Below are 12,581 nucleotides of genomic sequence, written 5' to 3'. Positions count from 1 at the left end.
TTCTCATGGCCGGATCGGATGCTTATGGCAGTTCAATTCAAAAGCCCCGGTGGAGCAGCGACTCAACCAATGGCGGCAGCTTGGACGAATCTCAAGAGCGCCGGATGACAACTAGCCAACTCTGTTCATAGATACCGTCTCGCCCATTACGCAGAAAGCCACACCCCTTCCCGAAAAATCATCAGTCACCATGAAAAAACGCATTCTCATCACCGGCGGAGCAGGATTCCTCGGTTCCCATCTTTGTGAGCGCCTACTCAATGAAGGCAACGAGATCATCTGCCTCGACAATCTTTTCACCGGCCGGAAGGAGAACATCGCTCATCTCATGGGGAATCCAAATTTTGAGTTCATGCGTCACGACATCACCGAGCCGGTGACCGTGGAAGTGGACCAGATCTACAACCTCGCCTGTCCCGCATCTCCGCCGCATTACCAATACAACGCCATCAAGACCATCAAGACCTCGGTCATGGGTGCCATCAATGTGCTCGGGCTCGCCCGCCGCGTCCGCGCCCGCGTCTTTCAGGCCTCCACCTCCGAGATCTATGGCGATCCTGAAGTGCATCCGCAGCCTGAAAGCTACTGGGGCCACGTGAACACCATCGGCCCGCGCTCCTGCTATGATGAAGGCAAGCGGGTGGCCGAGACCCTGTTCTTTGACTACCACCGCCAGAATGGCGTGGACATCCGTGTCGTGCGCATTTTCAACACCTATGGGCCCCGCATGCTCCCGGACGATGGCCGCGTCGTTTCAAACTTCATCGTGCAGGCTCTGCGCGGCCAGGATCTCACGATCTATGGCGACGGCAGCCAGACGCGCAGTTTCTGTTATGTGGACGATCTCATCTCCGGCTTCCTCAAGCTGATGGAGACGGAGAATTTCACCGGCCCTGTCAACATCGGCAATCCGGGTGAGTTCACCATGCTCGAACTCGCCGAACTGGTCCTGCAGAAGGTCGGTGGCAAATCCAAGATCACCTTCCGTCCGCTCCCGGCGGACGATCCCAAGCAGCGCCAGCCGGACATCACCCTTGCTAGACAAAAGCTCGGGTGGGAGCCAAAAATCCCCTTGTCCGAAGGGCTCGACCACACCATCGCCTATTTCTCCCAACTCCTCAACAACCCAGCCTCCCAGCCCCGGCCGATGAAGATGCCGGTGCGCGGAATGGCCCTCAACTGAACCCTTTCCTCCCCTTCCTCCTTCTATGAGAATTTGCTGCATCGGTGCCGGCTATGTCGGCGGACCTACCATGGCGATGATCGCCGCCAAGTGCCCGGACATCCGTGTGGATGTCGTGGACCTCAACGCTGAACGCATCGCCGCCTGGAATTCGGCGGATCTGCCGGTCTATGAACCGGGCCTCGATGATCTCGTGGTCAACGCCCGCGGAAAAAACCTGTTTTTCTCCACTGAAGTCAAACAAGCCATCCGCGACGCCGACATCATCTTCGTCAGCGTCAACACGCCGACCAAAACCTTCGGGGTCGGCGCCCACAAGGCAGCGGATCTGCGTTTCATCGAGTCCGTCGCCCGCACCATCGCGGAAGTGGCCGAAACGCCGAAAATCATCGTCGAAAAGAGCACCATTCCGGTCCGCACGGCCGAGGCCATCCAGACCATCCTCGCCTCCAGCGAGAAAGGCCTCAAACACCAGGTGCTTTCGAACCCGGAGTTCCTTGCTGAAGGCACCGCCGTCGCTGATTTGAACGCACCTGACCGCATTCTCATCGGTGGCGAGCAGACTCCTGGGGGTCTCGCCGCCGTCGAGACTCTGGTGAGCGTTTATGCCCACTGGGTGCCTCGTGAGCGCATCCTCACGACCAATCTCTGGTCCTCCGAGCTTTCCAAGCTCGTCGCGAACGCCTTTCTGGCCCAGCGCATCTCCTCCATCAACAGCATCTCCGCCCTCTGCGAAAAGACCGGCGCTGATGTGGACGAAGTCGCCCGCGCGATCGGCACCGATTCGCGCATCGGACCGAAGTTCCTCAAATCTTCCGTCGGTTTCGGCGGCTCCTGCTTCCAGAAGGACGTCCTGAATCTCGTCTATCTCTGCGGTCACTTCGGGCTCCCTGAAGTCGCCGCCTACTGGCAGCAGGTCATCGAGATGAACGACTGGCAGAAGCACCGCTTCGCCGAGCGTGTCCTGCGCACGCTCTTCAACACCGTCACCGGCAAACGCATCGCCGTCCTCGGTTTCGCCTTCAAAAAAGACACCAACGACACGCGTGAGTCCGCGGCCATTTACGTCTGCCAGGATCTCCTGGAGGAACGGGCGTCCCTCTCGATCTACGATCCCAAGGTCACCACGGCACAGATGTGCACCGATCTCGGCATTGATCCGGCCAGTCCGAACGTCGAATTCGCCACCAGCGCCGAACAGGCGGCCCAGGGTGCCCATGCGCTGCTCGTGCTGACCGAATGGGATGAATTCCGCAAGCTCGACTTCGACGCGATCTACAAGTCGATGGTCAAGCCCGCGTGGATCTTCGACGGCCGCAGCCTGCTCGATCACAAGAAGCTCCGCGAAATCGGCTTCAAGGTGTACAGCATCGGCAAGCCGCTGCCCACCGACCAGCCCGCGTAGGCTGGAATCAGCCCGCCGCGGCTGAAGACAATCGCTTCCCGACGATGGAAGCCTCCCCACAGACGATGGATGCGCCACGGCAGGGCTTTCGCCTGCCCGCGCTCCAGACCTTGCGCCGCGCGTTCCGCGTCGTGGCATCTTACGCGTCGCTGAACATCCTCGGGCGGATCGTCCAGATGATCGGGGCATTTTTCATCGTTCGCTCGCTGGCCAAAACCGAATACGCCTGGTATTCGCTGGCGAACAACCTCGTCTCCGCACTCGGCATGTTCACGGTGACCGGCATCGGCACGGGACTCATGCCGCTCGCTGGCGAGGCGGCCCGCGACCGGCTCAGACTCGGCTCCGTGCTGGCCTCGGCCACGCGATTCCGTGGTTCGCTGCTGCTGGTGGGCTCGCTGGCGGGCATTCCGGTGTTCGTCTATCTGCTACTCCACAGCGGTTGCTCCGTGTGGAAGACCACGCTGCTCGTGGGAGCCGCGTTGATCTCCGTCTCGATGAGCATTGCCGCGCAGATGTTCAGCACGCCGTTGAGCCTCGCCCGCCGTTACTCGATTCCGCAGTGGGAGAACATCATGAACTCCACCCTGCGGCTGGCACTCCTCGCCGTGCTGGTCGCCTGGGCGATGGCGGACGCGGTCACTGTCATGATTGTCACCGTTCTGGCTCCGCTGCCGACGGTGTTTGGCTGGCTGCTGCCGAAGGCGCGCGCGCACGCCGCCTTCGAGCAGCAGCCCGATCCGGCCGCGACGCTCCGCCTGAAGAAACACTTCCTCGTCGGCCTTCCCACCAGCCTCACCTATCTCTTCGAGGCACAGATCGCCGCGATCATCGTCGGTTTCGTCGGCAACATCGACAAAGTGGCCGATCTCGGTGCCATCAGCCGCGTCTCCCTGATCCTCCAGGTGCCGCTCTCCATCGCCTCAGGCGTGCTGCTGCCGCGCATGTCTGCGGAACACGATCCGAAACGCCTCTGGAAGATGTGGACGGGCAGCAGTCTGCTCGCCCTGCTGGGTGGCACGGTCATACTTGCCGCAGGCTGGTTCATGCGTGAGCCGCTTCTGCGACTGCTCGGTCCGGAATACGCCGGATTGCAGCAGGAGCTCGTTTTCTTCCTCGCCTTCCAGGTCTTTGCCTTCGTCGTCACCGTGGCGGCCACACCGATTCAATCGAAGGGCTGGGTGCGTCACTCATGGACGCGACCGCTGCTCGTTTTCGGCAGCCAGGCCATCGCCGCCTGCTTCCTCGACCTGTCCACCGTGAATGGAGCCATCGCGCTCATGTGGGCGGGCTCCATCGGCAATCTGCTCCTCAACACCTTCCTCCTCATCAACGGCTGGCGCGGTCGCGCCTCGCTCTGAATTCCCCCAAACACTCATGAAACAAGTGCTCTCCAAAATCGGCCAGATGAAGGCCAACATCGACATCTCCGGCATCTCCAGCGCCCGTTCCGCCAGCCTTCTGTGCGAACTGCTCGAATGCCAGCTCATGCAGGCCGCCAAGTATCAGCAGCCGAAGTCGCTGATGCCGTTCCGTCAGAAGATCTTCGCCCAATACGGACAGGATGGCATGCTCGCCGAGATCTTCCGCCGCATCGGCGAAGGCCGCGGCCGCTTCGTCGAGATCGGCACGGCTCCCGAGGAGAACAACACCAACCTGCTGCTGCTCAAAGGCTGGAGCGGCCTGTGGGTCGATGCCGGGCTCGCTCCCGACACGCAGCTTCCCACCAGCGTCCAGACCCTGCTGCTGCGCAGGAAACTGAAGATCTGCCGCGAGTTCGTGAACCGCGAGAACTGCCGCTCGCTCCTCGCTGACAACGGCTTCGCTGACGACCTCGACCTCCTCAGCATCGACATCGACTACAACACCCACCACATCTTCGGCGAGTTGATCGCCCTGAAGCCACGCGTGTTCAGCGTCGAATACAACGGCATGCTGCCATCTGATCTCAACTGGTCCGCACCTTACGACGCAAACGCCGTCTGGGATGGCTCCACGCACTTCGGTGCCACGCTCGGCGCCATCAGCACCATCGCCGAGTCAGGCGGTTACTCGCTCGTCGGCTGCGAACTCTCCGGCACGGATGCCTTCTTTGTGCGCCATGACCTGCTCGGAGATCACTTCCTGCGTCCTGGAGACGCGGTGTTCCACTGGGAGCCGCTGCGCATGCATCTCGGCCAGATGCAGCGCCATCGCGTCGCTCTGCCGGTATTGAACTGACAGCAACCACCTGCACGATCATGAAAGTCGCCATCGCATCCCGCATCCACCCGGCGTCTGTCGGCGGTCTGGCCGCTTATCAGCGTGAGCTCGCCTCCGGCTTGCAGAGTTTCTGCCGCATCAACGGCCACTTTCTGAGCGTGCAGCACCTTCAGACCGACAAGGACTCATCCGTGGACTCCTTGAAGTGGCCGGCCACTGAACTGATGCCGCAGACGACCTGGCAGCGGCAGCGCAGCCTCGTCAGCCGCCTCGCCTCACGCGGTCCCCTGCTCCGCTTCGCCGACACCCTCAGCCGGATGATGAACCACCACGACACCTGGAAGTCATCCATCGCAGACGTCGATGTCCTTCACTTCGTCGGCACAGGCTGGGACATCATCGGCTATCCGCTCTGGCGTGAAGCCCGCGAGGCAGGTGTTCCCTTCACCGTGTGGCCCGCCGTCCATCCACAAAGCTGGGGCGATGACGCCTTTGACGTGCGGCTGTATCAGAAAGCTGACGCCGTCTTCTGCCAGTCCGAGCATGAGCGCGTGCATCTGGCCGCACGTGGAGTTCCCGTGGACAAACTGATCCGCTGCGGCCTGCCACCGATGTGCCCCACCAATGGCGACGGCTTCGCGTTGCGCTCCCGCCTCGAAATCGCCGACCGGCCGACGGCACTCTTCCTGGGACGTCGCGATTCCGGAAAAGGCTATCCAGCTCTCCTCGACGCCTGGCCGCTGGTGATGCGTCAATGCCCTGAAGCCGTCCTTTTGCTCGCCGGCCCGGGCGATCCCGATGAAACACGCCTCTCCCGGATCTCGCCAGACAGCATTCGTGACCTCGGCTGCCCTTCGGAGCAGGAAAAAGCCGACGCTTACGCGGCTTGCGATGTTTTTTGCCTGCCGTCCGCCCACGAGTCCTTCGGGATCGTCTATGTGGAGGCGTGGTCGTATGGCAAACCAGTCATTTGTGGCACGGCCCCGGCCAGTCGTGAGCTGGTCGAAGATGATGTCACAGGTGTGTGGGCTGATCAGCAGCCGCAGCAGTTGGCCGCAAGCCTGCTGCGGCTGCTGACAAACCCGGAGCACCGTCACCGCGTCGGTCTCGCCGGGCTTCGTCATCAGCTCCTGCACTACACGACTGCAAACATGGTCAGCTGCCACCTGAAGGCCTGGCAGATCAGCTCTTTGAACTGAACGGACGATCCACGCGCATGATTTTCGCCTCCATCATCATCCCCACCTGTAACCGCACCCACGATCTGCGGCTCTGCGTTGAAAAGCTGGTCACGCAACTGCCGGCGGATGGCAGTGTCGAGTTGATCGTCACCGACGACGGCGCGACTGCGGCTTCACGCGACATGCTTGCGGCCGAGTTTCCCGCCGTGCGCTGGGTTCAGGGTCCACGCCTCGGGCCCGCCGCGAATCGCAATCGCGGAGCCGTTGTCGCACGCGGTGAATGGCTGATCTTTCTGGATGACGATCTGCTGCCGGAGCCAGGCCTCGTCCCGGCCTACCTCGCCGCCATGCGCCCGGCATCGGCCAGCCTTTGCGTGCTCGAAGGTGCCACGCGACGCGATCCGCAGCCGCCATCGCTGCTCTGGGAGGCTCCGCAGAAGCTTCGTGCGCTCACGTATCTCTCCTGCTCCTGCAACTTCGCCATCCGCTCCGCCACCTATCGTTTGATGGAGGGCTTCGACGAGCGCTATCGCGGCGGTGTTTATGCCGAGGACACGGATCTCAGCGCCCGGCTGACCCGTGCGGGTTATGAAGTGCAGTTCGTTCCAGACGCCAAGGCCGTGCATCCGCTCCGCCCGGTGCCCGACGTGGCGAAACTCGCCCGCCGCTGGGAAGGAAAAGTCATCTTCGCCTTCGATCAGGGCGCTTCCGGCCTCACCGTGGCCTGGCGTCTGCCCTGGCATGCGTTGCGTGTCATCCAGTCCCGCTTTCGCGGCCAGCACTGGTCGTCTGAAAACCGCCGCGCCTTGATGCTCTTCCTTGGCGAGTGGTTTCTCGTCCTGTGCCAGACACCCGGCTGGGTGTGGAAGTGGATGAGCGCCCCCCGCAGCCGCTTCTGGCGCAGCAATGCCCGCCCTCTGCCGAAATTCGGCTTTTGAGCCATGTCGGAAATCAGCACTCGCACGATGTTCACGGCGATCTCCGCCGCATCTTCGGAATCTCCCGTTGCGACGCTCCAACGAGCATGGCGACGCCTGGAATTGACCGGATCGCCTGTGCAATTCATCCGCAAACTGCTCCTGCGCCTGCGCGGTGCACGCATCGGCAGCGGAACGCAGATGCCCCGCATTCAGATCACCTGGCCGCATCAGATCCAGCTCGGCAGCGACTGCACCTTGCAGCCGGATGTGTTCTTCAACTACTCGCACCACTGGATGCCCGGACCTTCCATGATCTTCGGTGATCGCGTCTTCATCGGTCGCGGCTGCGAATTCAACATCCGCGAAAAGGTCCTTGTCGGCGACGACTGCCTCATCGCGTCCAACTGCACCTTTGTGGACAGCAATCACGGCCTGGACGTCGCGAAACCGATGAACGCCCAGCCGCTCGCGGTCGCGCCGATCATCCTCGGCCGCAACGTCTGGCTCGGCGCCCGCTGTGTGGTGCTCAAAGGCGTCCACATCGGCGATGGAGCGGTGATCGGCGCAGGCTCGGTGGTCACCCGCTCCATTCCTCCCGGCGAAACCTGGGCCGGCGTGCCCGCACGCCCTGTCCGCTCATCCTCAACCAACCACTCCTGATCATGGCACACGAGATCTCAGCCCTCATCATCTGCGGTGACCGCCTCGACGAAGTCACCCGCTGCCTCGAAAGCCTCTCCCGGCTTGGCGACTTGCTCCACGAGGTGCTCCTGCTCAAAAACGCGCCGACGCATCCCTGGCGTGACAACTGTTTCGATTCCCTGCCCTCCCGAGTGCGGAACCGCCTGCACATCATCTCGTCCGATGAACCGGTCTTCCCCACCTTGGGGCGCAATCAGCTCGCTGAACGTGCCACCGGCTCCGTTTACCTCTTCCTTGATGACGATTCGCTCGTCCTTGAGCGCAAAGGCATCGACGAAGGCCTCCACATCCTTCTCAATGACTCATCCGTCGGCTCCATCGCTTATCCGCAGTCCACGGAAGACGGCAAACTCGCGCCCTACACGCAACCGGCTCCCGTGGAGCACGCCTGCTTCACCTGCGGCTTCATGACCTGCGCCGCACTGGTCCGAGCGGATGTTTACCACAAGCTGGAAGGCTTCCAGCCGCTGCTCCAGATCTATGGCGAGGAGAATGAATTCTGCCGCCGCCAGCTCGACATGGGCTACGCGGTTGTCTATCTGCCCGACACCTGCATCTGCCACAATCCGAGTCCCGTGGCCCGCAGCAACCGCCGCCGCGCCATGCTGAACGCGCGCAATGCCTGGTATCAGGCCGTTCTGCACGAACCGCTGCCGCTGCTGGCCTGCACCTTCCTGCTGCGCCTCGTCCAGGGAGCGCGGCATCTGCGTTACGCCCGTGAATGGACCGGCGGAAAGTGGCTGCCGCTCTTCTTCCAGGCCCTGCGTGATTTCACCACCGCCCTTCCTGCGCTCTGCCATGCGCGCAAGCCGCTGGCGGTGAAAACACTGCTGCGCTGGCAGGAGATCAAAAAGTCCTACCCGCCCTACGCAACCGCAAACGCCTCGGCTTAACCCACCACCTCCTCAACAACATGGATTACCTCATCGGCGCGATTGATTACCACGACTGGGCAGACGTGTGCTGCTGGCACCGTTCCGCGATCAAATCCGGCTTCACCGGCAAGATCGTCATGATCTGCTACGAGCACCTCGAGCCCGCCCTGCTGACCAAGCTCGAACGCAAAGGCGTCATCGTCGTCAAGGCCCGGAGCGACAACGATGTGAACCGCGACCGCCGCCGCGACATCGCCCTCTTCCTCGAAACCTGCGCCCCGGATGACCGCATCATGGTGGCCGACGTGCGTGACGTGGCCTTCTCGGTCAATCCCTCCGTAGTGATGGACCGTGCGCTCAAGGACAAGCGCCTTTTCATCGCCTCCGAAGGTCTGCGCTACAAGGACCAGTGGTGGAACGAACGCTCCCTGCGAAGTCTGTTCCCGCATCTGGTCGATTCCTTGCTGGACGCCGAGATCTACTGCGCCGGCGTCATGGGCGGCTACGCCGGCGACATGCGCGAATTCTCGCTCGCTTGCTTCGCCGTGTGCAAAACGGCCACCGGAGGCTTCGGCGGCGACCAGGTGGCCACCAATCACGTCATCCGCCAGCCGGAGTTCCATGATCGCGTGGCGCTCCTGAGCGCGGATGACGCCCTCGTGGCCCATTACGGGGCCGCGCACAACGCCACCGATGCCGCCGCCGCGAAAGCCGCCCGCTTTGACTGGCGGAAGCGCTGGGTGGTGAACGGCGCGGGCTTCCCCTTCCCCATCTTCCATCAATACACGCGGAAACTCTCCGTGCGCTCGTCGGTGCTGCTGAGCTTCGGCTGCTTCAGCGAGTTCATGTTCGGCAAGCTCGTCACTCAACTGCGCAACCGCCTCGGCTTCGGACCGAAATGGACGCCATTCTGGAAACACTGAACCCAAAAACGCCATGTTCTTCAAACAACCCGCCCTGCGCGCCTTCGGTTACAGCGGCTTCATCGGCAAGACGCTCGCCAAGGTGCTGCCGGACACGCCTTGGGCCACCTACCTGCTGTCGTTTCGCGTGTTCAAGCGCACCTACGGCTTCCGCCCACGCCTGCGCTCCCCGCGCACGCTGAATGAGTGGCTGTTCGCCCGCAAAGTCACCCTGCCCAAGGAAATCTCCTTCGCGCAGTGGGTGGACAAGCAACTCGTGAAGGACTCCGTGGCCGCTGCCATGAAAGGTGCGGCCGAGGAGTGCCGCATCGCCCGGACACTGCATCACACGCAGGACGCCTCCGATGCCTGGTTTGATGACGTTCTGCCCCGCTGCGTGGTCAAAGGCACGCACGGCTCCGGCATGACGATCCTCGTCCGCGAGCCACGCCGGTTGACTGACGAGGAACGAAGCGAACTCCGCCGCTGGATGGCAGCCGAGTACTTCCAGGGATCACGTGAGCCCAGTTATCGCCATCTGAAGCCCGGCATCATCGTCGAGGAGTTCCTCCCCTGCGACCGGCTCGTGCCCGAGGATTACAAGTTCTTCTGCTTCCGTGGCCGCATCGCGTTCATCCAGCACGACACCGGCCGTTTCATCGATCACCGCCGCTGTCTCTACACCAAGGACTGGCTCCGTCTGCCGGTGCGGCTCCAGCATGAGGGCTACGACCACGAAGCGCCGCCTCCACGCGACCTGAAAGCCATGGCCGCCATCGCCCAACGTCTGTCCAAGGATCAGAACTTCGTGCGTGTGGACCTCTACCAGACCGAGTCGGGTGTCTATTTCGGCGAGATGACCTTCTTCCCCGGCAGCGGGCTCGAAATCTTCGATCCTCCCGCGTTCGATGCCGAACTCTGCCGCCGCTGGCTCCAGCCGTCGTCCGCCGACACTGCGGTGGTTGACCCCTCGCTCCCAATCGGTTCCTGCGCATGAAAATCGCCGTCTGCGGTTACGTCTCGGCCCAGGAAGGCAGCGTGGCCTCCGCCAATGCGCTCCTGCTGCGTTCGCTGCTGAACGCCGGGCACGCGGTGGACTTCTTTTCGAAGCCCTCGTTCGTCGATCCGCGGCCGTGCGTGGGCGAACACGAGCGTTTCCGCTTCATCAGCACGGACAACGTCGCACCGGATCGCTTCCGGGCGAAGGTGCAGCACCTTCCTGTTCTCGGTTTTCTCGCCTGTCGCTTCGATTGCGCCACTTACACGCGCCTGCTGCTCAAAACGATCCGTCACGAGCATCGCAGCCGTCGTTATGATCTCTGCCTCTGGCTCGGCGACTACGCACCCGGCCGCATCCCGAACCTTCCAGCCGTCAGCTTTGCCCAGGGACCGCCTGGAACCGACGCGCGCTCGATTGTTTCGCGTTTCGCCGAGATCAAACGCCTCGCCGGTCTGGGCAAAGCCGCCCAGTGGCTCGCATTGGCACGGCTTCGTCTCTCCTCCCTCGGACTGCCGCAGCTCAAGCACTCCGATCACATCATCGTCGGCAGCCGCCAGTCCCAACAGACCCTGCATGAGATCTATGGCATCCCGGGCGACCACATCTCGACACTGCCTTATCCGATCGATCTCGCCATGTTCCAGCCTGCGGCAACGCCGCGGGGCAAGAGCAGCGAGCTCCGCCTGCTCTGGCTCGGGCGCATCATTCCACGCAAGCGTCTCGATCTCTTTCTGGGCGGCCTGGAGTGCGCGATCCGCCGCGGATTGCACGTCAAAGCCACCATCGTCGGCGGAACGGGCTTCGTTCCCGGCTACGACAAGCTGATCGATGCCTTTCCGTTCCCGGATCGCCTGCGCTGGATCAAGAACCTGCCACGCAAGGAGGTTCCCGAGCTGCTGCGACAGCATGATGTGCTCGCACAGCCGAGCGACGAAGAGAATTTCGGTTCGTCCGTCGCCGAAGCCCAGGCCTGCGGCCTTCCGGTCATTGTCGGACACACCAACGGCAACGCGGACTATCTCTGCGAACGCGACATCCATCTCGCCGACGACCAACCTGAGACCTTTGCCGACGCGCTGGCTCAGATCGCCGCCACCACCTCGGCAACCAGCGCTGCTTCGCATGCCGTGGCCGAGAAGCACTTCGATCTGGCCCGCGTGACGACGCAACTCACGAACATCCTTCACCGCATGCAGCCACAAGCCTCCGTCCCGACCATGGAAAGCATCGACATCATCATTCCCACGTTGAAGCGTCCGGACGACCTTCGTCGCTGCCTGCAGGCGGTTAAGGCCCAAGATCTGCCGGCCACCAACATCTGGATCGGCGTTCGGGCGGATGATGACCTCACTCCGGTCGTGATCGCCGAATTCGCATCCTCATTGCCCGTGAATGCTGTCGAGGCGCGCGGCGTCGGTGTCGTCGGCTCGATGAATTCCTGCCTCGCTCAGTGCCGGGCCGATCACATCGCCCTGCTTGACGATGATGTGGAGATTCCTCCCCACTGGCTTCGCAGCATGCTCAATCACATCCGCTCACGCGGCGATCTCGTCGCTGCCGGCGGACGTGACATGCTCATGGACTATCCGGAGATGCGTCAGAGCGAGCCGCTGGTGCAGGACGTGGGCAACATCCACTGGTTCGGCCGCGTGACGGGCGGACATCATCGCGGTGGTGGCACCGCACGCTGCGTGCAGGTGCTGCGTGGCTCGAACTGCCTCTTTAAAGGCGATTTCCTCCGCCGCTGCGGTTTTGAAGCGGGACTGCGCGGCAAAGGCGCGCAGGTGAACTGGGAGCTCGCGCTCGGTTTGCAGGCCAGAAGCCAGAACCTGCGAATGATCTTCGATCCCACGGTGCGGATCATCCACAACGTCGCCCCACGTCACGATGGCGACACCGTGCATCGCGGCATCTTCAACTTCGAAGGCACCAGCGACATCGCCTACAACGAGACCTTCGTCGCCTTGAAGCATGGACGCGGTCTGGTGCGCTGGATGATCCCGCTCTGGCAGTTCGCCATCGGCAGTCACGTCTGTCCCGGCCTCTTGCGCGCCGTGGATTTCATCCTGCGGCCGAATTCGATGCCACGGCAGCGTTTCGCCGCCACCTGGGCCGGACGCATGGCCGCTTTGCGGTTCTGCCTCGGCTACAAACACGAGGGTGACGCTCTTCCGAAGAGTGCCATCACCGCCTCAGCCCGCTGATCCCGTC

11 protein-coding genes are annotated in these 12,581 nt (G+C 62.6%); all 11 read left to right on the top strand.

From position 1 onward, the window contains the following. The first annotated feature begins 190 nt into the window (after positions 1-190). The 11 genes from IAE77_RS22800 to IAE77_RS22750 are packed head-to-tail and all read left to right on the top strand — an operon-like array spanning position 191 to position 12,574. The gene (locus IAE77_RS22800; RefSeq protein ID WP_294231728.1) at positions 191-1,183 is read left to right on the top strand and encodes a UDP-glucuronic acid decarboxylase family protein; all 993 of its coding nucleotides are present in this window, start codon (positions 191-193) and stop codon (positions 1,181-1,183) included. 25 nt (positions 1,184-1,208) lie between these two features. Next, positions 1,209-2,588, top strand: a complete 1,380-nt coding sequence (locus IAE77_RS22795) for a UDP-glucose 6-dehydrogenase (RefSeq protein WP_294231726.1) — start codon at positions 1,209-1,211, stop codon at positions 2,586-2,588. A gap of 44 nt (positions 2,589-2,632) precedes the next feature. Further along, positions 2,633-3,949, top strand: a complete 1,317-nt coding sequence (locus IAE77_RS22790; RefSeq protein ID WP_294231724.1) for a hypothetical protein — start codon at positions 2,633-2,635, stop codon at positions 3,947-3,949. Between the two features lie 16 nt (positions 3,950-3,965). After that, complete coding sequence (locus IAE77_RS22785) at positions 3,966-4,808, top strand: hypothetical protein (RefSeq protein ID WP_294231721.1); 843 nt, start codon at positions 3,966-3,968, stop codon at positions 4,806-4,808. A 20-nt stretch (positions 4,809-4,828) separates the two neighbouring features. Further along, positions 4,829-5,989, top strand: a complete 1,161-nt coding sequence (locus IAE77_RS22780) for a glycosyltransferase family 4 protein (RefSeq protein WP_294231719.1) — start codon at positions 4,829-4,831, stop codon at positions 5,987-5,989. A gap of 17 nt (positions 5,990-6,006) precedes the next feature. Beyond that, the gene (locus IAE77_RS22775; RefSeq protein ID WP_294231717.1) at positions 6,007-6,909 is read left to right on the top strand and encodes a glycosyltransferase; all 903 of its coding nucleotides are present in this window, start codon (positions 6,007-6,009) and stop codon (positions 6,907-6,909) included. Positions 6,910-6,912: 3 nt separating this feature from the next. Then, positions 6,913-7,551 carry an acyltransferase gene (locus tag IAE77_RS22770; RefSeq protein WP_294231716.1) on the top strand — a complete coding sequence of 213 codons (639 nt, stop codon included), beginning with the start codon at positions 6,913-6,915 and terminating at the stop codon, positions 7,549-7,551. A 2-nt stretch (positions 7,552-7,553) separates the two neighbouring features. Beyond that, on the top strand, positions 7,554-8,486 hold the full coding sequence (locus IAE77_RS22765) for a hypothetical protein (protein WP_294231714.1): 933 nt from the start codon (positions 7,554-7,556) through the stop codon (positions 8,484-8,486). 20 nt (positions 8,487-8,506) lie between these two features. Beyond that, positions 8,507-9,391 (top strand): hypothetical protein, encoded by an 885-nt coding sequence (locus IAE77_RS22760; protein WP_294231712.1) that lies wholly within the window; start codon positions 8,507-8,509, stop codon positions 9,389-9,391. Positions 9,392-9,404: 13 nt separating this feature from the next. Then, positions 9,405-10,367, top strand: coding sequence for an ATP-grasp fold amidoligase family protein (locus tag IAE77_RS22755; protein ID WP_294231710.1), 963 nt, complete (start codon positions 9,405-9,407; stop codon positions 10,365-10,367). Further along, on the top strand, positions 10,364-12,574 hold the full coding sequence (locus tag IAE77_RS22750) for a glycosyltransferase (RefSeq protein ID WP_294231708.1): 2,211 nt from the start codon (positions 10,364-10,366) through the stop codon (positions 12,572-12,574). The genes IAE77_RS22755 and IAE77_RS22750 overlap by 4 nt, the downstream gene beginning before the upstream one ends. Positions 12,575-12,581 lie beyond the last annotated feature (7 nt).

Origin of the sequence: Prosthecobacter sp., from assembly GCF_014879935.1 — a bacterium.
Classification (GTDB): Bacteria; Verrucomicrobiota; Verrucomicrobiia; order Verrucomicrobiales; family Verrucomicrobiaceae; genus Prosthecobacter.
This window is presented reverse-complemented; position numbering and strand designations above follow the sequence as displayed.

Bases quoted from the DNA above. Each gene is read 5' to 3' on its own strand.
- IAE77_RS22770 (WP_294231716.1), top strand. From the start codon at position 6,913: ATGTCGGAAATCAGCACTCGCACGATGTTCACGGCGATCTCCGCCGCA.
- IAE77_RS22785 (WP_294231721.1), top strand. From the start codon at position 3,966: ATGAAACAAGTGCTCTCCAAAATCGGCCAGATGAAGGCCAACATCGAC.
- IAE77_RS22760 (WP_294231712.1), top strand. From the start codon at position 8,507: ATGGATTACCTCATCGGCGCGATTGATTACCACGACTGGGCAGACGTG.
- IAE77_RS22755 (WP_294231710.1), top strand. From the start codon at position 9,405: ATGTTCTTCAAACAACCCGCCCTGCGCGCCTTCGGTTACAGCGGCTTC.
- IAE77_RS22800 (WP_294231728.1), top strand. From the start codon at position 191: ATGAAAAAACGCATTCTCATCACCGGCGGAGCAGGATTCCTCGGTTCC.
- IAE77_RS22795 (WP_294231726.1), top strand. From the start codon at position 1,209: ATGAGAATTTGCTGCATCGGTGCCGGCTATGTCGGCGGACCTACCATG.
- IAE77_RS22775 (WP_294231717.1), top strand. From the start codon at position 6,007: ATGATTTTCGCCTCCATCATCATCCCCACCTGTAACCGCACCCACGAT.
- IAE77_RS22790 (WP_294231724.1), top strand. From the start codon at position 2,633: ATGGAAGCCTCCCCACAGACGATGGATGCGCCACGGCAGGGCTTTCGC.
- IAE77_RS22765 (WP_294231714.1), top strand. From the start codon at position 7,554: ATGGCACACGAGATCTCAGCCCTCATCATCTGCGGTGACCGCCTCGAC.
- IAE77_RS22750 (WP_294231708.1), top strand. From the start codon at position 10,364: ATGAAAATCGCCGTCTGCGGTTACGTCTCGGCCCAGGAAGGCAGCGTG.
- IAE77_RS22780 (WP_294231719.1), top strand. From the start codon at position 4,829: ATGAAAGTCGCCATCGCATCCCGCATCCACCCGGCGTCTGTCGGCGGT.